Genomic DNA, 19441 nt, shown 5'->3' on the forward strand with positions numbered 1-19441 from the left:
CGATCGTAGCGGTGATCGGCACTCGGGCTACTACCCCGGCCTTCCGGCGCGCGCATAGCCTCGCTGGAGCATCTGAGCCGACAAGCCGAAAGAAGGGGTTTGATGTCCGATTTGACGGACTTCTCCACCAGCAACGGAGGGTTCCGGGGTGTGGTCGTGACCGCCGTGGAGATGTCCACCGCTGTCGGCGCCGACACCGATGCGACATGGAAGGGACTGCTCGCCGGGGAGACCGGGATCGCCAAGGTGCAGGACCCCGACTTCGAGCGCTTCCAAGTCCCCGTCGACATCGGCGGCCAGTTCAAACTCGATCCGACCGACGAACTCAGCCGGGTCCAGAAGCGGCGCATGTCCTACGTCCAGCAGATCGCCTATGTCATGGGCAACCGGATCTGGGACACCGCGGGCCGGCCGGAGGTCGACCTCGACCGGCTCGGCGTCTGCATCGGCACCGGCCTCGGCGGCGCCGACACGATCATCGAGTCCAACGACCAGATGCAGAACGCGGGCTACCGCAAGGTGTCCCCCTTCGCGGTGCCGATGGCCATGCCCAACGGCGCCGCCGCGGTGGTCGGCTTGGAACTCGGCGCGCGCGCCAGCGTGATCACCCCGGTCTCCGCGTGCGCGTCGGGATGCGAGGCGCTGGTGCACGCCTGGCGTTCGATCATCCTGGGCGAGGCCGACATCATCGTCGCGGGCGGCGTGGAAGGCCGGATCAACCCGCTGGCCGTGGCCGGATTCTCGATGATGCGGGCATTGAGCACCCGGATCGACGAGCCCGAGCGCGCCTCGCGCCCTTTCGACCGGGACCGCGACGGTTTCGTGTTCGGCGAAGCCGCCGCGCTGTTCGTGCTGGAGTCGGAGGACCACGCACGAGCGCGCGGGGCCAAGCCGCTGGCGCGCTTGATGGGCGCGGGCCTGACCGCCGACGGCTACCACATGGTCCTCCCGCATCCGGAGGGCGCGGGCAACATCCGCGCGATGCGCCGCGCGATCGAAACCGCGGGCGTGAGCCCCACCGACATCGACCACGTCAACGCTCATGCCACGGCCACCCCGTTCGGCGACCTGGCGGAAGCCAAGGGGATCCGCGCGGCGGTGGGTGATCATGCCTCGGTCTACGCGCCCAAGTCCGCGTTGGGGCACTCGGTCGGCGCGGTCGGCGCGGTCGAAGCCGCCTTGACCGTGCTCAGCATCCGAGACGGGGTGGTGCCGCCCACGCTGAACCTCGACAACCAGGACCCCGAGATCGAGCTCGACATCGTCCACGGCAGCGCGCGCGCCCAGAAAATCGAGTACGCGCTGAACAACTCGTACGGTTTCGGCGGCCACAACGCGGCGGTCGTGTTCGGCCGCTGCTGACCGGAGAGTCGTCCCCGCCGGGCTCACGCGTGGCGGGCGCTGCGGCCGAAGTCCTTTCCACCGGTTCGATCGGTTCCGGCGCTTCGACGAGCGCGCTTTCCGCGCGCGATCTCCGTCGCCAGTGCGTCGAGCGGTTGCGCGAACCGGTGCAGCGGGTCCGCCAACTCGGTCAGCCAGGCTCGGGCGGCGTCGACGCCCGTGGGGGCGAGGGTGTACCACCGTCGCGTGCCCTCGGCGCGGACGAGCACCAGCCCGGCGTCGCGAAGCACCTTGAGGTGCTGGGAGACGCCGGGCTGCGAGATCCGCATGTGCTGTCGCACGGCGGCGACCACCGCGCCCGCAGGCTGTTCCTCGGTCGCCACCAATTCGAGAATGAACCGGCGGACCGGGTCGCCGAGCGCCTCGAAGATCTGTGCGGGAGCCCGATCCATCAGGACTCGGAGCCGTCCTCGGGCACGATCGTGTAGAAGTCGACGGTCCGCAGCGCCGCCGAGTTCGCCGCGGCCGGGTCGTCACCGTCGCCGACGGCAGCCTCCGCCCAGCCCAGCGCCGCCGTCCGGACGAACGTCACGCCCTCGGGGGTCGTCGGGAAGGCAAGGCCTTCGGCCGCGTCCACCGGCGCTCCGCTCGAAAGATGCAGGCCGAGGCCCACCAGGGCGAGATCCCACCCGACGCCCACCGCGCCGGGGCCGTACTGCACCCAGAACTCGGGATCGACCGGCGCCTCGTGCCGCAACTCCAGCTCGGTGCCGTCCTCGATCGGCGTGAGAACGACCGTCAGCCATGAGATCTGCGGACCCATCTCCCAGGTCACGGCGAACCGTTCCGGTGCATCGCACTCTTCGACGACACCGTTGGCATTGCCCTCGAGCTGATAGCGTCCGCCGACCCGCAGGTCACCGCTGACGGGCAGGAACCAGCGTGGGATCCGCTCGATATCGGTCAGCGCGTCCCACAGATCCGCCTGGTCGGTCGGGTAACGGCGGCGTGCGACGGCGATCCGGGTCGGCGTGCCGTCGCGCGATCCGGTGCGGACTTCACGTGTGACGAGCCCGGCGACGGCGGCGGGATCGGACAACAGTGGCATGAGCTCCTCCTTAATAAGTTTTTACTTATATTAGCGATCGACGGCGAGCACGCCAAGCACCGACGGCATCCGGCCCACGCGCGGCCGAATCCGACCGGGTACCGGCCGATCAGTCGTTCGGGGACACCCCCGCGATGGCGCGCAGCGCGGAGATCATGCCCGCGACCGGGATGCCGGGATCGATGGATCGGAACAGGCCCAGCCCGACGCCGAGCGCCAGCACCGCGACGGCGGCTTCCGCCTGCGGCATGGGGGCACGGTGATCACCGACCGCCCGCAACGCCGCGCCTACCATGCCCGTGATAGCGCCGAGCCGGGTCGCGAGTTCGGCGCGGAGGTGCTCGTCGCGACGCGCCTGGACGCCGAACTCCAGTTCCAATCGCGTCCAGTCGGGATCACCGACCACCCGTTCGGCCCATTCCGTCATCCGCTTCAGCCGCTCGGCGGCCGTAGGCGCGGCGATGATCGCGGCGACTTCCGCTGCCCGCTCGCCGTGGATTTCGTCGAGCACGGCCAGACACAGCTCGACTTTGGTGCGGAAGTTCGAATACACCGCGCCTTTGGTGAAACCGGCCGTTTTCGCGACCTTGTCCAGAGTCGTCGCTTGATAGCCGTCCGCCAGAAAAAGGCGCTTGGCGGTCGCGATCAAAACGTTGCGCGTCCGTGCTCGACTTTGCGCTCGTGTCGGCCGCGAACGCCCTGTTCCCCGAAGCGGCCGACACTCATCGCTATTCCCGGACAATCTCTACCCCTTACAGATACTCTCAGTATCCGATTCTAGATGCCCTGGGTATCCCAATCGCAGGAAGGATCGCATCGTGAGGAGCCGAATACTCAGATTGGCCACAGCTTTGACGGGAACTTTCCTCGTGGTCGGGGGCGGGGCGATCACCGCCCCGCAAGCATGGACGGAACCGGCCGCGGACACCGTGGCCGGCGACGATTTCTACATTCCGCCCGCGTCACCAGCGGGCGCGCCGGGCTCCATCATCCGCGCCGAAGGGTCGCGTCTGGCGATTTCGGTCCCCGGACAACCGGGGCAGATCCCGGCGACGTCGACGCGGATCATGTATGCCAGCAGTGATACCCACGGCGAGCGAGCGGCGGTGGTGGGCACCTATCTGGAGCCGGCTCAGCCATGGACCGGTCCGGGCGACCGCCCGCTGATCGCCTACGCGGTCGGCACGAAGGGGCAGGGCGATCAGTGCGCGCCCTCGAAACTGCTCGCGCAATTCGTCCAATACCAACCTCCGTTCGACGTCATGGTCGAATACGACGTGCTGGCGCTGTACACCCTGCTGGCCCGGGGCATGGCGGTGATGGTGACCGATTACCACGGCCTGGGCACACCGGCGGTGCACGACTATCTCAACCGGAAATCTCAGGCGTACGCGCTGCTCGACGCCGCGCGCGCGGCGCTGCAATTGCCGGGCACCAGTCTCCATCCCGGCTCGCCCGTCATCCTGTACGGATACTCCCAGGGTGGCATGGCCTCCGCCGGCGCGGCCGAATTGCAGCCGAGCTACGCCCCCGAGTTGAACGTCCGGGGCGCCTACGCCGGCGGGCCGGTCGTGGACGACGAATACTTCATCGGCTTCAACGACGGCCGGGCTCCGCTCGGACCCGCCTTCGCGTGGATTCTCAACGGCATCGCCGCGAACTATCCCGAAACCCGCCCGGTGCTCGACGCCGAGCTCAACGACACCGGCAAGGCGATCCTGCGCGAGTCGGCGGACAAGTGCGCCGTACCGCTCGGACTGGCCCAGCAGTTCCCGAACACCTCGCAGTGGACCACCAGCGGGCAACCGCTCACCGCGGTGATCGATCAGTCCCCGGTCCTGAAGGCGGCGTTCAACGATCAGCGCGTCGGCACGCTCACCCCGCGGGTGCCCGTGCTCATCGCCTCGAGCCCGATCGACGAGGGTGCGCCGTACGTGCCCGTCCGCGAACTGGCTGCCGGGTGGTGCGGCGGCGGCGCGCCTGTCCAATTGAACGCGAACGGCGAACTGCCCAGCGTCATCAGCGGGTTGCGGGCCACCCACGTGCTGGCGTTCTTCCCCTCCCTGGTGGCCTCACAGGACTGGATGACCCAGCGGCTCGCCGACCAGCCCGCACCGTCCAATTGCGGGGCACTCCCCTGATTTGCGGAAACACCGAACAGTCGGATACCGTCGGTATCTCGATCGGAGTCTCGGCGCAGCGCCTCGCGCAGCGGTTCCACCCGTAGCGCCGTGATCTCCTCGCACAGTGGTCGGCCGCGGTTCGGTCCCACGACCGAGCCGCGGCCGACTTGCTGCCCGAGACGCAAAGTTCCCCGAGCGGCGCGTAGCTTCACCCGCAATCGTTCGATACACCCTGCCGCCGAAGTCGGCAGATGATTTGCGCAGAGTTAGCTGCATTGCAGTTCAACCGTTCGTCAGCTTGGTCGATTTCGGTACAGAAAGGTTCGAATGTCGGAGTTGGCTCATCCCATCGGCCTGAGCCGCTCAGGTGCGCACAGCGGTGACACTCGGAGATCCGCCCCGGATCGACCCGTTCATCACGCGGCGGCGCCGAATGCGGGAAGGGCAGAGATCGATGCCCCGCTGTCGAAACACCAGGCACGGCCCGACAACCGAGGTCTCCATGACCGAGGCGATCGCGGTTGCCGAATCCAGCCGCTAGAGCCCGAGCCGGATGCGCCACCCACACCGAAGCTTTCTCGGAAACCTCCGATCCGACCGATCAGCAATGCGTACGCCGAAGGCGTGCATCGCCCGCTCAATCGGCGGTTTCGACGGATCGCCAGCAGACAGCGAACTTCTAGCTATTCTGGAGTCGCGTGCACGGTGCAAGTGTTGTCCGCAGTCGGAACTGTCGGTTGAGTGTTGTCCTCACGGATCGGCGAGATGACTATGACGATCTTCGAGCACACGCGAGCCCGCGACCCCAAACGCTATCTGTGGGTGCTGGGGCTGATCGCCCCGGGTTGCGCGCTTCTCCCCTCTCAGCTGGTGGTACACACCGGACTGGAGGTGTTCTGGTGGATCGGGCCGATCATCGTGCTGGTGATCATCCCGCTGCTGGATTGGACCATCGGCGACGATGGAAGCAACCCTCGCGACGAAGACTACGAGGCGCTGTCCAACGACCGTTACTACCGGTGGTGCACCTTCCTCTTCCTGCCGCTGCAGTTCATCGGCCTGCTCATCGCCTGCTACTTGTGGGCCAGCCATGAACTGAGCCTGGCCGACAAGCTCGGCTTGGCCGTCACCCTCGGCTTCGTCTCGGGAATCGGAATCAACGCGGCACACGAACTCGGCCACCGCTCCGAACGTCTCGAGCGATGGCTGGCCAAGATCGCGCTCGCGCAGTCCGGGTACGGGCACTTCTTCGTGGAGCACAACCGTGGCCATCACGTTCGCGTCGCCACGCCCGAGGACCCTGCCAGCGCCCGCTTCGGCGAGTCACTGTGGCAATTCCTGCCGCGTACGGTCACGGGCGGATTCCGCTCCGCTCTGGCCCTGGAGCGCAAGCGGCTGGCGCGCAATGGCAAACCCTGGCTCAGCCCCAGCAATCACCTTCTGCAAGCGTGGGCGATGAGCGCGGCGCTGTTCACCACCTTGATCGTGGTGTTCGGCCCCGGCACGATCCCGTATCTCGCCATTCAGGCGGTGATCGGCGCGGGGCTGCTGGAAACCGTCAACTACGTCGAGCACTACGGACTGTTGCGGACTCGGCGACCCGACGGCCGGTATGCCCGCTGCTCGCCGCGCGACAGCTGGAACAGCGACCGCTTGGTCACCAACATCTTCCTGTTCCACTTGCAGCGCCACAGCGACCACCACGCCAATCCCGGCCGCCGCTACCAAACCCTCCGCAGCTGCGACGTGGCGCCCCAACTGCCCGCGGGCTACGCCACCATGGTCGTGCTCGCCGCGATCCCGCCGCTGTGGCGCGCGGTCATGGACCACCGCGTCCTGGACCATTACGACGGCGACCTCTCGCTGGTCAATATCAAGCCCCGCAGGCGCAGGCTCGTCCTGCCGATCCGGCGTCCGCGCGCGGAGGCGCCGACGGATGCGAGCCCTAGCGCCCACGGCTCGAGCTTGTCCACCGACCCCGACGAGGACTGGTTCCCGACCGAGGCGAATCGGTGACGCCACCACCTGCGGAGTAAGCCTTCCGCGGCCGAACCGCCGGGGTCACAGCGAGGCGGATGGGCGCCGCGCATCGGGTTTGCGGCAGGTGAACTGCATGACGTCGGTGTGCCCGCGGCGGAAGTACTCGGCGGACCCGGTCAGATACCGCAGATAGGCGTCGTAGGTGTCCTGCCCGGCGAGCCGGACCGCCTGATCCCGGTATTCGCGCAAGGCATCGGCCCAGCGGTCCAACGTGGTGGTGTAATGCGGACCCAGTGCCTGCACATCGGCGACGGTGAATCCGGCGTCCTCCGCGTATTCGGTGATCCCTTTGGGGTGATGGCCCCTCGGTAGCGGAAGCTGGCCGCCAGGGAAGATGGTCTCACGCAGGAACCGCAAGAACGCGAAATCGTCGCTGGTGATCCGGCCTCCGTGCGCCCGAAGGTAGTCCCGGGTGTGGCTGACCACGGTCTGCAGCAGCAGCACCCCGTCCGCGGGCATGATCCGGTAGGCGAAATCGAAGAACTCCCCGTAGCGGTCCACCGGCAGGTGTTCCAGAGCTCCGATGCAGACGATCCGGTCGGCGCGCCGGTCGAAATCCTCCCAGCCCTGCACGCGCACCCCGCCGTACGGGCGTCCGCGGATCAGCCGGTCGACGAGCATGTCCCGCACATAACGGTACTGGTTACGGCTACGGGTCAACCCGATCGTGTTCACCCCGTAGGTGTCCATGGCGCGCAGCATGGTCGAACCCCATCCGCACCCGACGTCCAGCAAGGTCATCCCCGGCTGGAGATCGCATTTGGCCAAGGCGAGATCGATCTTCGCCAGCTGGGCTTTTTCCAGGGTGTCGTCGGAATGGGTCCACAGCGCGCAACTGTAGGTCCGGGTCGGGTCGAGGAACAGTCCGAAGAACTCATCCGGCAGCTCTTCCCGGGAGAGGATTTCGCGGTAGAGGGGGGCATGAACACTCATGACGGCGGAACTTTCTCGCAAACCAGCACTGCTGTTCAGCGGGAGCCGCCGGGCCGTGACGGCTTCCAGCCGGATGCGACCGCGATGTCCGAAGACGCACCGACCACTCGCAGCCGAGGAGGACCCGCGCCGACGGCGACGACGTGTCCGGACCTCGGCCGGCACTTCCTTCACGCTACCTCGACACCCGAGAACCTGTTCCCGTAACCGGCCATATCAGCAAACACTCGGCGGCACGATGCCACCAGACTGGTGGGCGACCGCGGGCCGCACCCCTCCCGCGGAGCGCCACCCACAGGGCGTGGCGAGCTGCGTGATCAGCTGCGCTCATGGGTGCCGACGACAGGCCCGATCGGGTAGCGCACTACTCGGGTCAGGACGCCAACGGATAGCTACATTTGCCTTATATCGCCATCCAGCACCTGCCGCCCGGCCCCGGACGGATCGGTCACCACTCGGCGCGGAGTGCGGCACGCCGCCGTGACGACGCTGTCACGGCTCGCGGCAGGACCTTTCGGCAGGTGCTCGGCACCCGACAAAAGCGGCGCCCTGAACCCGGGACGTGCGCACGACCCCTCCGGATCTGATCATTTGATCAGCTATGATTCCCGTACCGATGGGAAAGGCGGGAGAGGTCGATGACTGCGGAGCCGGTGGTACGTACTCGGACCGATCGACGCCGGGAACGCACCCGCAACGCGCTGCTGGCTGCCGCACGCAAGTTCTTGTCGGAAGGCAGGTCGGCGGTGAGCATCCAAGAGATCACCGACGCCGCTGACGTCGGTTTCGGCTCGTTCTACAACCACTTCCAGACCAAAGAGCAGCTGTTCGACGAAGCGGTGAGCTCGGCGCTGGAGGTCTACGCCCAGATGCGCGACGAGATCGTCCGGCTCTACGACGATCCGGCCGAGGTGTTCGCGGTGAGTTTCCGGATGACCGGCCGGTTGCAGCGGCAGGTGCCCGAGATGGTGCGGGTCATCCTGCACTCGGGCATGTCGGTGCTCTCCCGTGGCGAGGGTCTGGCCCCTCGGGCGCGCCGCGACATCCTCGCCGCCCAGGAGGCCGGCCGGTTCGAGGTGCTGGATCCGGACATGGCGGTGATGGCCGCGGGCGGCGCGCTGCTGGGGTTGTTGCAACTGCTCGAGCAGCGCCCCGACGCCGACGCCGGGGCGCTCTCGGACGATATGACCTTCCATGTCCTGCGCATGTTCGGGATGCCGAAACGCACGGCCCGCAAGTTGGTGTCCGCGCCGCTTCCTCCGCAGCCGCAGTTGTGAAGGCATTCCGCGCGGCTGGTCACCCGGTCGCGCCGGTGGTCATCGAGTCTCCTCGTACTGCGGCGTTCCGCCGGCATCGGTGACCGGCTGGTCGACCTGAGGCTGTCCGGAATGCGCGGATATGCCCAGTTGCCGCCGCAATTCGCCGACCAACGCCCCGCCGTATCCGGGGGCGGCGACACCGAAGACGAATCGGTCGGGACGCAGTACGACGACGCCGCCGGTGCGCAGTCCCGCCTTGGCGAACCATCGGGTCAGCGTGCCGGTGTGGTCTTCGACATCGATGACGTCGTCACGTCCGTCACCCGGTTTGCCCTGGGGACGTCCGCCGATCGGGTACACGGTGACGAAAGCGGCGCCGATACCGCTCAGCACCGCCGAATCCTCCGGCCCCAGAGTCCGGCGGGGATCGGTCCCATAGCCCAGCACCGCGAATCCGACGCCCAATGCGTCGTCCAGGCGCCGATGGCGTCCGTTGTAGTCGCGGATGTCCGGCTGCGGGGCCAAGGTTCCCTCCACTCCGCGCAGGCCGCGCCGGGGCAGACCGAGGTATGCACCGCGGCGGAAGCGCGGCCGCGGTTTCATCTTCGCCCCGCGGATCCAGCCGCCGAGCCCGGGCACCCGCAAGGCGGTGGTGAGACCGACGTCCCGGGCCGCCGCGATCATCCTGTTGTCGATCGAGACGAGCTTCTTGTTCAGCACCGACAGATCGATCATCGCCTTGGCGTGCGGGCGTCGTTCCGACTCGTAGCTGTCCAGGATCTCCAGCGCCGCACCGTGTTCCAGGATCGCGGTCAGTTTCCAGGACAGGTTGTCCGCGTCGCGTACCCCGGAGTTCATACCCTGCCCGATGAACTGCGGGGTCATGTGCGCGGCGTCGCCCGCGACGAGGATGCGCCGGTCGCGCCAGCGGTCGGCGACGACCGCGTTGAAGGTGTAGACCAGCTTGCGCAGCACCTCCACTTCGTCCGGATCGACGAAGCGGGCGATGTAGCGGCGCACCGTGTCCGGGTCCTCCATCTCCTCCTTCGTCTGCGACGGCGACAGCATGAACTCGAAGCGGTGATGCCGATCCGGCTGCGGACAGGACACGATCGGCAGTTCGGGATCGCATACGAAGTCGAAATACGGCAGATGCCGGAAGGCGTCGACACCGTCGCGGGCGCGCAGATCGACCACCAGCCACCGTTCCGGAAAACTGGTGCCGGACATCTCGATACCGAGCTTGGTGCGCACCACACTGCGTCCGCCGTCGCAGCCGACCAGGAACTTGGCCCGCACCCGTTCGGCCGTGCGCGGATCGGTGGCCGCCGGATGCTTGCCGTATCCGGTGCCCCGGCATTCGGTGTGCTCGACGCTCACACCGTCGGCGTCCTGCTCGAAATCGACGACCGCGCGACCGCGCCGCACCGTGACGTGCGGATAACGGCCGAGCGCCCGTTCCAGGGTGTTCTCCAGATACGGCTGGTACAGGAAATTGACCACCGGCCAGCCCAGCGGCCGATCGGTCTGATGGAACTGCGCCAGGACGGAGCCGTCCGCGCGCACCCACTGCACGGTCGAATCGACGTTCATGTCCGCCGCCAATTCGTCCGCGGCGCCGGCGGTCTGGAAGATCCGCATGCCTTCGTCGTCGGTGTATACCGCACGAGCCAGCCCGTAGTACTCCGGCTCGCGTTCCAGCACCAGTACCCGCACCCCGCGCCGTCCGAGCAGGTTGGCCAAGGTCAACCCGGTCGGACCGAGGCCGACCACTACGACATCCACGTCGAAAACGCTCATCGCGACGCTCCTCCCAGTCGGGGAACCGTGGTTTCCGGTGTCCGCACGGTCCGTAGGGCTTGCCGGAATTGCGCGAACTTGTCCAGCACCGTCTCCCCCACCGTGGTGTGGCCCCAGACACTGATGCCCTGATAGGTGCTCGGCTCCCAGGTCGATTCCAGTTCCGGACCGATCACCACCGGATTCCAGCCGACCTCCAACTCGAAGCCCGACGGCGTCACGCAATAGAACGACAACTCACGATCGTTGGTGTGCTGGCCCACCGACCACGCCATCCGGAAACCCAGATCGGTGACCCGCCCGTACGCGGCCAGCATGTCGTCCAGGCTCGCGGACTGGATGTTGATGTGCTGCACACGCGTGCGCAGCGGATCGATCTTCACCCCGCGCAGGTTCGCGATCGCGATCGAGTGATGGCGTTCGTTCACCCTGAGGAACCGGATCTTCATCCTCAGACCGGAGACGTTCTCATCGATGTAGTCGGTCAACCGCGCGTCGAACACCGTGTCGTAGTAGCTGCGCATCGACTCCGGTTCGCGGGAAACGATCGCCACGTGACCCATCCCCGCCTCCCCGGTGACCCAGCCGGAACCGATCATCTCCAGCGGCTCCTGGGTCGTCACCGGGGTGGTGAAGATTTCGGTGGCGATGCCTTTGGGGCCCGGGAAGCGCCACAGCCGCTGCACGCCGCGCGCGGCCGCCTGCTCGACGGTGCCTTCCTCGATCGGCACGCCGCGATCGCTGACCCGCGCGAGGATGCGGTCGAAGGTCTCATGGTCGTCGACCTGCCAGCCCAGCGCGGTGACGTCCTCGGCCGGGCCGCGCCGGATGAGGAAGCGGCAAGCGTGGTCGTCCAAGCGGAAGCGCAGCACGTCGGTGTCGAGTTCGTCGACGTGCATCCCGATCGCCGACGCGCCGAACCGGCGCCAGTCGGCCTGCCGGTGAGAGTGCACCACCACGTAGCCCAGGTGTACCGCACCGAACACCGAGCCCGAGCCCATCACACCGCTCCCAGGAACGCGCGGGCCATCTCGTTGAACAGCTCCGCGCGCTCCCACTGGACCCAATGGCCGGTCTCGGCCGCCAGGTACAGATCGCAGTGCGGCATCCGCTCGGCGAGCATGCGCCCGCCTGCGGGCCGGTTCACCTTGTCTTCGGCGCCCCAGATCACCAGGGTCGAATGCGGTACTCGCGACAGCCGCGGGTCGCGGGTGAAGTCCATCCGCCACAGCGTCCGCAATGCCGAGGGGCCCGAGGGACGCCGCAAGGGCGGGTCGGCCACCACGTCGGGATCGAGGCTGGCTCGATAACGCTGGTCGATGACGTCTTCGCCGACGTCGCCTGCATCGTAGACCAGGTATTCGCGGACGAATTCGGCCAGTTTGGCGCGGCTGGGCCCATCGCCGCCGTAGTAGGACAGCAGCGACTGCAGGCCTTTGGTCGGCAACGCGCGCGTGGTGCCCACACCACCGGGCCCCATGAGGATCAGCTTGCGTACTTTCTCGGGCCGGTCCATCGCCAACCGCAGCGCCGCCGCTCCCCCGTAGGAGTTCCCGATCAGGTGCGCCGAGCCGAGGCCGAGGGCGTCCAGCAGACCACCTATCGCCGCGGCCAAGTCGCCGAACGGGTCGGACTGATCGATGTGCTTCGCCGAACGCCCATAGCCGGGCATGTCCGGCACGATCACCCGGAAACGCCGGGCCAGCGCCGCGACATTGCGGGCGTAGTTCGACATGCCGCTCGCGCCCGGCCCACCCCCGTGCAAGAGCACCACCGCATCGCCGGCACCGGCCTCGCTGTAGAAGATGTCCCGAGCGCCGACCCGGACAGTCCGCCCGGTCTCGGCGGCGTTGTCGATTGTCATGACTGCCTCCGATTCACTGTTCTGATGTAATCATCAGTTATGGGGAAATACTCTGTCAAGCAGAAATGATGAAATCATCAGAATCAGTTGCGCGTCGCTCCCAGGTGCGCCAGAGTGAGGGTTCGGACCCCTCTCGGGCGCCCATCGAACCCGGCGCGTCCGGAGAAAGGACTGCTCAATGAACCGCATCGACGTGCATCAGCACCTGATACCCCCGGACTACGCCGAGGCGCTCCGGGTGCACGGTGTCACCGCACCTGGTGGACGTGCGCTGCCCGAGTGGAGCGCCGAAGGGGCGCGGGCGTTGATGACGCAAGCCGGGATCGCTTCGGCGGTGCTGTCGGTGTCGACTCCCGGCACCACCTTCCTGGCCGATCCGGCCCAGGCGGCCGCACTCGCCCGCGCGCTCAACGACGACACCGCCGCGCTGGCGCACGCCGACCCCGACCGGTTCGGCTTCTTCGCCACCCTCGCCATGCCGGACGTCGAAGCGGCCGCCGCCGAGGCCGAGCGGGCCCTCGACGATCTGGGCGCCGACGGCGTCGTGCTGCTCGGCAACGCGGCGGGGACCTATCTGGGCGAAGAAGGGCAGGACGCCCTCTTCCGGGTCCTGGACCGAAGAGCGGCCGTCGCGTTCGTCCATCCGGCCGACCTCCCCGCACCCGCCGTGCCGGGTGTTCCCCCCTTCGCCGCGGATTTCCTGCTCGACACCACCCGGGCGGCATTCCTCCTGGTACGCAACGGCATTCGGCGCCGGTATCCCAACATCCGTTTCCTCTTGAGCCACGCAGGCGGGTTCGTCCCGTACGCCGCTCACCGCATGTCGCTGGCCATCGTCAACGACACCGGACGCAGCCCGCTGGACGTCCTCGACGATTTCGCCGGGTTCTATTTCGACACCGCGTTGTCGGCCGGCGCCGCGACGTTGCCGAGCCTGCTCGCGTTCGCCGAACCAGGGCACGTGCTCTACGGCAGCGACTGGCCCTTCGCCCCCGAGCCCGCGGTGCATTATTTCAACGCCGGGCTCGACACCTTTTCCGGATGTGACGACATCACGCGGCGAAACATCTGGCGCGACAACGCCCTCGCATTGTTTCCGAAGTTCGGCGACGCCGCGCCGATGCCGGAGCCACCTCTGCTCACCAGGGCGCGGGCGAGTCTGCGGCGCAGACTGTTCCGCAGTGTGGCCCGGGCGGTCGCCCGCCGCTGAACCGGCGGGCCGGAAGGCGCCGCTCGTCGGCGTGGGTCAGGCGGTCCGGCGTGCAATGCTCAGCCGTTCGAATTCGGTCGCACAGTGCGCGGAGAACACGGTCACCGCGTCGCCGTGGTCACGGACGAGTTCACGCAGCCGCTGCTGGTTCTCGATCCGGGACTGCCGCCGAGTGTCCACATACCACTGGAAAAGTCGCGTGCCCACCGGCATGGACGGCTCGGCGTTCAACTGTCCGTGGTAGGTATAGGCGTCGCCGGCGTGCAACAACCAGCCGTCGCCCGTGTCGACGGCGACACCGACATGCCCGCGCGTATGTCCAGCCAGCGGAACGAGGAGTATTTCCGAGGGCAGGCCCCGCAGTTCGCGGACCGCCTGGAAATCGAACCAGCTCGACGCATCGCTGTCGGATTCGTAAACCGACCACTTGGGTCCGTGCGCGAATTGCGCTCTGCGATAACGGAATTCCTCGCGACGACCATAGGGGCCTTCGACGGCGTCCAGCTCCGCACGGTGGACGTGCACGGTGGCCGCGGGAAAATCCGCGAGGCCACCCGCGTGATCGAGATCGAGGTGCGTCACGATGATGTCCCGGACGTCGTCGCGGGTGAAGCCCAGCGCCTCGATCTGCCGGGCGATCGGGTGGTCGAGCACCGGGTTCGATTGCCGGATGAGCTGCCGCCCGACCCAGGCATCCGGCTGGATCAGCGCCTGTTCACCGTATCCGGTGTCGATGAGGACCAATCCGGCGGAGTGCTCGATCAACAAGCAGTGACACGCGCCGGCGGCCCTGCGCCGTATCCCCGGCCTGCCGTCGAACAAACGGCCCCCGAAAGGACGAGTCCCCCCGGCATCCAAATGATGGACACGCACCAGTCCGCTCCTATCCGCGCCGTCCGGTCGGTTACCCTGCCCGCCCGTGCCGTCGAGCGCGACAGGCGTCGACCATGGTCGTCACTCAAAAATCAAGTGTACGAACATGTCCGGCGCCCGTTTCCCCCGCCTCGACCGATGTCAGGCGATCTTCAGGGTGCCGCCATCGATGACGTAGTCCGCACCGACGATATTGGCCGCTTTCGGCGACGCGAGGAAGGCGACGAGGGCGGCGACCTCCTCCGGTTCGCTGATCCGGCCGGAGGCGATGCCGAACTGCTCCGGAACGGCCGCGAGCAGCTGCTCCTGCGAAACGCCCTGCGCCGCGGCGAACTTGGCGCCCACACCGTGCGGTCCGCGCCACATCGGCGTGCCAACCACACCGGGAGAGACGGCATTGACCCGCACCCCGCGCGGAGCGTACTCCTCGCTGAGCCGCTTGGTGAGCGCGGTCAACGCGGCCTTGGCCTCGCTGTAACCGACCGGGCCTGCGGCCGGTAGATGCTTGTTGATCGACGAGACGGTGACGATCGCGCCGCGCCGCTCCAGCAGGCTGGGCAGAGCCGCGCGGGTGACCCAGATGGCGCTGAACAGGTTCAGATCGAACAGTTCTCGCCATTGCTCGTCCTCGACCTCGAGGAAGCCGCCCAGTTCCAGACGAGCGGCGTTCACGGCGCCGACATTGTTGACCAGGATGTCGATGCCGCCCAATTCGTCCAGTGCGGCGCCGATCAGCCGGGTCGCTCCCGCCGAGGTGGCGAGATCTACGGGAACTGCTGCGACACTTGCTTTTTCGAGTTCTGGAGTGATGGTGCGCGCGGCGCCGACCACCCGGACGCCCTCGGCGGACAACGCTTCGGCGACAGCCAGGCCGATGCCGCGGCCTGCGCCGGTGACGACGGCGGTCTTACCGGACAGTTCGAGATCCATGAATGATCCTCTCTTTCTTGAACTACAGGTCAAAAATCTGGGCAGCAGTCGAGACGGTGGGCGACAAGCGAATTTCAGAGGCCGGCCAGTGCGGTGTCGATGATGCGATGCAACGTGGGCGCGTCGTAGGTCTTGGCCATCACGCGAAGGCCGACGATGGTGTTCATCAGGAACTCGGCCATCCCTCGCGGGTCGACGCCCGCGCGCACGTCACCGTCGCGCCGCCCCTGGTCGATACGGGCCTCCAACGCCGCCATCACGTGGTCTTGCATGGCGCGCACCGCCCGGGTGATCTCCGCATCGTGCCCCGCCAGTTCCATGGCGGTGTTCACCGCCAGGCAGCCGCGCCGAACCGGTTGTGCCAGATCGGCATCGACCATCCCGCGCAGGAAATCGGCCACGCAATCACGGGTGGAACCCGGGCGGGTCAGGATGTCGGCCGCCAGTTCGACTCCCATCCTGTCGTAGCGGTCCAGAGCCCGGTCGAACAACGCGCGCTTGCTGCCGAAAGCGTGGTACAGACTACCCTTCCCGATACCGGTGGCCTCGGCCAGCTGAGCGGGAGAGGTATTGGCGTACCCATGGGTCCAGAACGTCTCCATGGCCCGCTCCACCACCGTATCGGCGTCGAAGTTGCGTGGCCTGCCCATGACCGTAACCGTAACCGTTTTAGACCCACAGGTCAAGAAAGGTCGCCCACCGGTGCACAGGCCTGCGACCGGACGCTGCTTTGCGGCCGGGATCGGTATCGGAATCGCGCTGAGCGCAACGATGCCCGTCGGTCGTGCGCCTCGCTGACCTTCCGGCAGGACGCTGTTACGGAGAAGTGCGCGGTGACCACTGAGTCGACCATCGACGCCGATACCGCACTACACCCGCTCGACGACCCGGTCCTGGCGTCGCTGCGTGGCGCGCACCGCCGGTTCGCCGCCTGGGTAGGACGGATCGGCCGCTACGACCCGCAAGTCGCCGGATTCGTAGGACACCCGCCGGTGCTGGATGCGCAGGACTGGGCTGACCTGGCCACACTGCTCGGACCGGGCGGCAGTACTGCCTTGCGCGGCTACGGCCACGTGCCGCCGGACGGCTGGACGATGCTGGACGAGATGGACTCGGTACAGATGGACGGCGCCGCGCTGCGCGTCGTCCACGATCCGGAACTGGAAGTTCTCACCGCAGCCGATGTGCCCGAGATCCTGGAACTGATCGCCCGCACCGAACCCGGCCCCTACGCGCCACGGACCATCGAAATGGGGACCTATCCGGGCCTACGGGTCGACGGCCGATTGGTCGCGATGGCCGGAGAGCATCTGCATCCGCCGGGCTGGACCGAGATCAGCGCCGTGTGCACCGACGCGGAATTCCGGGGCCGCGGGTTCGCCACCCGCCTGATCCGCGCGGTCGGCGCGGGCATCCGCGCGCGGCGAGACACCGTTCCTGCACGCGCTGGCCCGCAATACGACAGCGATCGGTTTGTACCACTCACTGGGATTCAGCCTGCGTAAACGCTCGCGACCGACTGTCGTGCGAGCACCGTCGTCGCCCGGCGACCTCCCCTGACACAGGTCGGCTGAGCGCCGTCGGCAGCCCTGACCGGAGACCCCGAGCCGCCACCATCCGCGTAGGCACCACAACCCACTCTGACTAGGCGATTAGCACCGCCCCACCCTCGTGCGGTAGTCTCTTCGAGCGCCCGCACAGCGGACGCAACGGGCTGTGGCGCAGTTTGGTAGCGCACTTGACTGGGGGTCAAGTGGTCGCAGGTTCAAATCCTGTCAGCCCGACAGAGAAAAATCCCCTCCGACCTGCATCGGAGGGGATTTTTTCCTACGGTACCGCCCGCAGAGTTGGGGCCAATCTGGGGCCAGACTTGCCCCGCAGGTGCCGCGACAGCTGATTGCCATCCTCCTGCAATGCCGCGATATCCGGGTGTAGGTACCGCTGCGTGATCCTGGGATCAGTGTGCCCGGCGATCCGCTGAAGCCGATGCAGCGGAACCCCGGCATCCGCGAACCATGTCAGCCCGGTATGCCGGAGATCGTGACGCCGCAGATGCTCATATCCGAGCTTCGTCACAACCTCGTCCCAATGGGTCGCATCCCGCAGCACTCCCGTTTGGATGCGACCTCCCCGAGGCCCGACGAACAGCCGAGCATCCAACAGCGCCTCTCGCCGCTGCTTCTCGCTCGCCTCCTGCGGGCCACGTTCAACGCGGGCGCGCGCCTCGTTGATCCGCCTGAGGATCAGCGGACGAATCTCCTCGATCAACGGAATCGGACGCGACCGCTTGCCCTTCGTGCCCTTGTCTTGCAATCCACCCGGCCCCGGCGTCGTCTGCCGCCGCCGACCTCCTCGGATTCGAACGTCTTCGACCTCGTGTCCCGGGCCTGGCGCTGCTGCTGGGCCGCGCTCGGAACCTGGGGAGCGACCCGATGAGACTCGAGGACCCGCCGGGGCGCGGCGGCCGAGACGCGGCCAGGATCGCCAACCGCACCACACAGCCCGCGATCCAGGACAGCAACATCGCCAACACCGATTGCGCGGTCGATCCCGGCGACCTCAGTCCCGACGACGCGATCCGCAGCCTGAGCGTGCACCACCACTGCCCATCGCCCTGTCGCCCGCGTGAACGTGCGCTGACGATACTGGGCACCGAATACAGCGCGGCGGCAACACCGGGCACGCGTCGGCCCGCGCGGGCACTGGACGAACTGGACCGACGGCTGGCCGAACTGATCCGCGAATACCTACGCCAAGTCGCGGAGCACGCCGACCGATAACCGCAGCCGCGACACAATGAACCCGGACGGCACCACCGTCCGTGCTCATCTCAGTCGTTCCGCATGTCGGATGCGGCCCGGACAAGAGGAACTCCAGCCAAAGGCCAGCATCCGCAAGCGCGTTGGCCCCGCGCCGGTGGGGATGGTCCTCACATTCGCACCACCACGACGCGACCAACCGATCCCGAACGAAGTGAACGAAAAGCGGGGTACCGTCAGATAAATCCGCAGCTCGACAAGTGTCGGCCCCGCGCACCGCCGGTGGCCGGGTCGAGGGCGACGATCTCGCCGTCGACGATCATGTCGGTGCCGTGCGCGCGTTGCGCGAGCGCGCCGGTCAGCTCCGGGTAGCACGCGGTGACGTTGTTGCGGTTGCGGCTGTACAACTCCACCCGCCCACCAGCGAGGCGGCAAACCGCACGCATCCCATCCCATTCATCTCGATCGCCCGCGACCTGCGGTATCGGGCGGCCGGCCGGCGGTCGCGAGCATCGGCGCGGGCACAGACCAAGCGATCTGTCACCAAATCGGCCTGGACCGAGCTGAGCACGCGGAGACCACCACGGGGGCGACCGGGACCGGCTCCGGAGTACCGCCCTCGCGGGCCAAGGCTCAACCGCCTCGACGGCCGGCAACGGCTAGTTGGTGGGCGCTCGAGGTGGCAGCCAGGATCTGCTGGTCATCGGCAGAAGTTGCTCGATGTCAACAGACGATGCCGGTCCCGAGCGCGGAGGGCGTGGAAGCCAGTGCCGTCGACGAGAACGACTCGTGGACGGGCTCGGAGGGCGCGCCGCAGAGTGATTCACTCGAGCCCGAATAGCGGGCTCGCGTTCTCGCGGGGCCGGGCGGCGCAGAGCGCGCCGACCAGCGCCGCCGTGGCCACGGCGGCGACCACTACACCGAAAACGATTCCGATGAGGGACAGGCTCCAGCGCTGGGCGGCGAAGCCGACACCCAGGATCGGCACGGAAATCGCGAAATAGGCCACGACGAAATAGGCGGAGGCGATCTCGCCGCGCTGCGATTGCGGAGCCGCTTCCACCACCGCGCCGAGCCCCTTGCCGAAGCTCGCGCCATGCCCGAGACCGGTCATCAGCGCGGCCGCAGTGAGGACGACCACCGACCGAGTGCTCAACGCTGTGGCGAGCAGCGCGGCGCTGAGTATCAGGGCCGCACAACC

Annotated in this window: 18 protein-coding genes, 1 tRNA gene and 2 pseudogenes; 8 read left to right on the plus strand and 13 right to left on the minus strand. The window is 67.5% G+C overall.

The annotated features are described in order from the left end of the window. The first annotated feature begins 102 nt into the window (after positions 1-102). Complete coding sequence (locus ACWEKR_RS18780) at positions 103-1362, plus strand: KasA/KasB family beta-ketoacyl-ACP synthase (protein WP_452355529.1); 1260 nt, start codon at positions 103-105, stop codon at positions 1360-1362. A gap of 23 nt (positions 1363-1385) precedes the next feature. Here the strand turns inward: ACWEKR_RS18780 and ACWEKR_RS18785 are convergent, their stop codons facing one another. From ACWEKR_RS18785 to ACWEKR_RS18795, 3 genes are all read right to left on the minus strand, one after another. Beyond that, the gene (locus ACWEKR_RS18785; RefSeq protein WP_452355530.1) at positions 1386-1793 is read right to left on the minus strand and encodes an ArsR/SmtB family transcription factor; all 408 of its coding nucleotides are present in this window, start codon (positions 1791-1793) and stop codon (positions 1386-1388) included. Next, a complete protein-coding gene (locus tag ACWEKR_RS18790) occupies positions 1793-2449 on the minus strand; it encodes an SRPBCC family protein (protein WP_452355531.1) in 657 nt (218 codons plus the stop codon). Before ACWEKR_RS18790 ends, ACWEKR_RS18785 begins: the two co-directional genes overlap by 1 nt. A gap of 109 nt (positions 2450-2558) precedes the next feature. Beyond that, complete coding sequence (locus ACWEKR_RS18795) at positions 2559-3098, minus strand: TetR/AcrR family transcriptional regulator (RefSeq protein ID WP_452355532.1); 540 nt, start codon at positions 3096-3098, stop codon at positions 2559-2561. Positions 3099-3267: 169 nt separating this feature from the next. Here ACWEKR_RS18795 and ACWEKR_RS18800 point away from each other — a divergent pair, with 169 nt between their 5' ends. Continuing rightward, complete coding sequence (locus ACWEKR_RS18800) at positions 3268-4590, plus strand: lipase family protein (protein ID WP_452355533.1); 1323 nt, start codon at positions 3268-3270, stop codon at positions 4588-4590. A 747-nt stretch (positions 4591-5337) separates the two neighbouring features. Continuing rightward, entirely contained in the window at positions 5338-6588 is a 1251-nt protein-coding gene (locus ACWEKR_RS18805) for an alkane 1-monooxygenase (protein ID WP_452355534.1), read from the plus strand. 45 nt (positions 6589-6633) lie between these two features. Here ACWEKR_RS18805 and ACWEKR_RS18810 read toward each other — a convergent pair whose 3' ends face one another. Then, positions 6634-7545: a class I SAM-dependent methyltransferase gene (locus ACWEKR_RS18810; RefSeq protein WP_452355535.1), complete on the minus strand. Its 912-nt coding sequence runs from the start codon at positions 7543-7545 to the stop codon at positions 6634-6636. Between the two features lie 638 nt (positions 7546-8183). Between ACWEKR_RS18810 and ACWEKR_RS18815 the strand changes: the two genes are divergently transcribed. Continuing rightward, positions 8184-8822: a TetR/AcrR family transcriptional regulator gene (locus ACWEKR_RS18815; RefSeq protein WP_228830366.1), complete on the plus strand. Its 639-nt coding sequence runs from the start codon at positions 8184-8186 to the stop codon at positions 8820-8822. A 39-nt stretch (positions 8823-8861) separates the two neighbouring features. On the opposite strand, the gene mhpA is transcribed toward ACWEKR_RS18815, so the two are convergent. From mhpA to ACWEKR_RS18830, 3 genes are read right to left on the minus strand one after another with little or no spacing between them, the layout of a single operon-like run. Then, positions 8862-10604 (minus strand): bifunctional 3-(3-hydroxy-phenyl)propionate/3-hydroxycinnamic acid hydroxylase MhpA, encoded by a 1743-nt coding sequence (gene mhpA / locus ACWEKR_RS18820; RefSeq protein WP_452355536.1) that lies wholly within the window; start codon positions 10602-10604, stop codon positions 8862-8864. Then, positions 10601-11605: a VOC family protein gene (locus tag ACWEKR_RS18825; RefSeq protein WP_452355537.1), complete on the minus strand. Its 1005-nt coding sequence runs from the start codon at positions 11603-11605 to the stop codon at positions 10601-10603. Before ACWEKR_RS18825 ends, mhpA begins: the two co-directional genes overlap by 4 nt. Then, positions 11605-12468, minus strand: coding sequence for an alpha/beta hydrolase (locus tag ACWEKR_RS18830; RefSeq protein ID WP_452355538.1), 864 nt, complete (start codon positions 12466-12468; stop codon positions 11605-11607). Before ACWEKR_RS18830 ends, ACWEKR_RS18825 begins: the two co-directional genes overlap by 1 nt. Before the next feature lie 178 nt (positions 12469-12646). On the opposite strand from ACWEKR_RS18830, the gene ACWEKR_RS18835 reads away from it, so the two are divergent. Then, positions 12647-13678 (plus strand): amidohydrolase family protein, encoded by a 1032-nt coding sequence (locus ACWEKR_RS18835; RefSeq protein ID WP_452355539.1) that lies wholly within the window; start codon positions 12647-12649, stop codon positions 13676-13678. A gap of 36 nt (positions 13679-13714) precedes the next feature. On the opposite strand, the gene ACWEKR_RS18840 is transcribed toward ACWEKR_RS18835, so the two are convergent. The 3 genes from ACWEKR_RS18840 to ACWEKR_RS18850 all read right to left on the minus strand — a co-directional run bounded on the left by ACWEKR_RS18840 (position 13715) and on the right by ACWEKR_RS18850 (position 16131). Further along, positions 13715-14551, minus strand: coding sequence for an MBL fold metallo-hydrolase (locus tag ACWEKR_RS18840; protein WP_452355540.1), 837 nt, complete (start codon positions 14549-14551; stop codon positions 13715-13717). Positions 14552-14692: 141 nt separating this feature from the next. Beyond that, entirely contained in the window at positions 14693-15481 is a 789-nt protein-coding gene (locus ACWEKR_RS18845) for an oxidoreductase (protein ID WP_452355541.1), read from the minus strand. A 74-nt stretch (positions 15482-15555) separates the two neighbouring features. Next, complete coding sequence (locus ACWEKR_RS18850) at positions 15556-16131, minus strand: TetR/AcrR family transcriptional regulator (protein WP_452355542.1); 576 nt, start codon at positions 16129-16131, stop codon at positions 15556-15558. Between the two features lie 183 nt (positions 16132-16314). Between ACWEKR_RS18850 and ACWEKR_RS18855 the strand changes: the two are divergent. After that, positions 16315-17041, plus strand: a pseudogene (locus ACWEKR_RS18855) (GNAT family N-acetyltransferase). 150 nt (positions 17042-17191) lie between these two features. Next, positions 17192-17265, plus strand: a tRNA-Pro gene (locus tag ACWEKR_RS18860). Between the two features lie 43 nt (positions 17266-17308). Here ACWEKR_RS18860 and ACWEKR_RS18865 read toward each other — a convergent pair. Next, complete coding sequence (locus tag ACWEKR_RS18865) at positions 17309-17794, minus strand: site-specific integrase (protein WP_452355543.1); 486 nt, start codon at positions 17792-17794, stop codon at positions 17309-17311. A 119-nt stretch (positions 17795-17913) separates the two neighbouring features. Between ACWEKR_RS18865 and ACWEKR_RS18870 the strand changes: the two genes are divergently transcribed. Further along, a complete protein-coding gene (locus ACWEKR_RS18870) occupies positions 17914-18261 on the plus strand; it encodes a hypothetical protein (protein WP_452355544.1) in 348 nt (115 codons plus the stop codon). Positions 18262-18476: 215 nt separating this feature from the next. Here the strand turns inward: ACWEKR_RS18870 and ACWEKR_RS18875 are convergent, their stop codons facing one another. Both ACWEKR_RS18875 and ACWEKR_RS18880 read right to left on the minus strand, forming a co-directional pair. Continuing rightward, on the minus strand, positions 18477-18686 hold the full coding sequence (locus ACWEKR_RS18875) for an ATP-dependent DNA ligase (RefSeq protein WP_452355545.1): 210 nt from the start codon (positions 18684-18686) through the stop codon (positions 18477-18479). 377 nt (positions 18687-19063) lie between these two features. Further along, positions 19064-19441: pseudogene (locus ACWEKR_RS18880) on the minus strand (MFS transporter); the annotation flags it as partial.

This window comes from Nocardia sp. NPDC004573 (assembly GCF_053602135.1).

Excerpts from the sequence above, each read along its gene's own strand:
- ACWEKR_RS18780 (WP_452355529.1), top strand. The coding sequence starts at position 103 with ATGTCCGATTTGACGGACTTCTCCACCAGCAACGGAGGGTTCCGGGGT.
- ACWEKR_RS18785 (WP_452355530.1), bottom strand. The coding sequence starts at position 1,793 with ATGGATCGGGCTCCCGCACAGATCTTCGAGGCGCTCGGCGACCCGGTC.
- ACWEKR_RS18790 (WP_452355531.1), bottom strand. The coding sequence starts at position 2,449 with ATGCCACTGTTGTCCGATCCCGCCGCCGTCGCCGGGCTCGTCACACGT.
- ACWEKR_RS18805 (WP_452355534.1), top strand. The coding sequence starts at position 5,338 with ATGACTATGACGATCTTCGAGCACACGCGAGCCCGCGACCCCAAACGC.
- ACWEKR_RS18810 (WP_452355535.1), bottom strand. The coding sequence starts at position 7,545 with ATGAGTGTTCATGCCCCCCTCTACCGCGAAATCCTCTCCCGGGAAGAG.
- ACWEKR_RS18815 (WP_228830366.1), top strand. The coding sequence starts at position 8,184 with ATGACTGCGGAGCCGGTGGTACGTACTCGGACCGATCGACGCCGGGAA.
- mhpA (WP_452355536.1), bottom strand. The coding sequence starts at position 10,604 with ATGAGCGTTTTCGACGTGGATGTCGTAGTGGTCGGCCTCGGTCCGACC.
- ACWEKR_RS18825 (WP_452355537.1), bottom strand. The coding sequence starts at position 11,605 with ATGGGCTCGGGCTCGGTGTTCGGTGCGGTACACCTGGGCTACGTGGTG.
- ACWEKR_RS18830 (WP_452355538.1), bottom strand. The coding sequence starts at position 12,468 with ATGACAATCGACAACGCCGCCGAGACCGGGCGGACTGTCCGGGTCGGC.
- ACWEKR_RS18835 (WP_452355539.1), top strand. The coding sequence starts at position 12,647 with ATGAACCGCATCGACGTGCATCAGCACCTGATACCCCCGGACTACGCC.
- ACWEKR_RS18845 (WP_452355541.1), bottom strand. The coding sequence starts at position 15,481 with ATGGATCTCGAACTGTCCGGTAAGACCGCCGTCGTCACCGGCGCAGGC.
- ACWEKR_RS18850 (WP_452355542.1), bottom strand. The coding sequence starts at position 16,131 with ATGGGCAGGCCACGCAACTTCGACGCCGATACGGTGGTGGAGCGGGCC.
- ACWEKR_RS18870 (WP_452355544.1), top strand. The coding sequence starts at position 17,914 with ATGAGACTCGAGGACCCGCCGGGGCGCGGCGGCCGAGACGCGGCCAGG.
- ACWEKR_RS18875 (WP_452355545.1), bottom strand. The coding sequence starts at position 18,686 with ATGCGTGCGGTTTGCCGCCTCGCTGGTGGGCGGGTGGAGTTGTACAGC.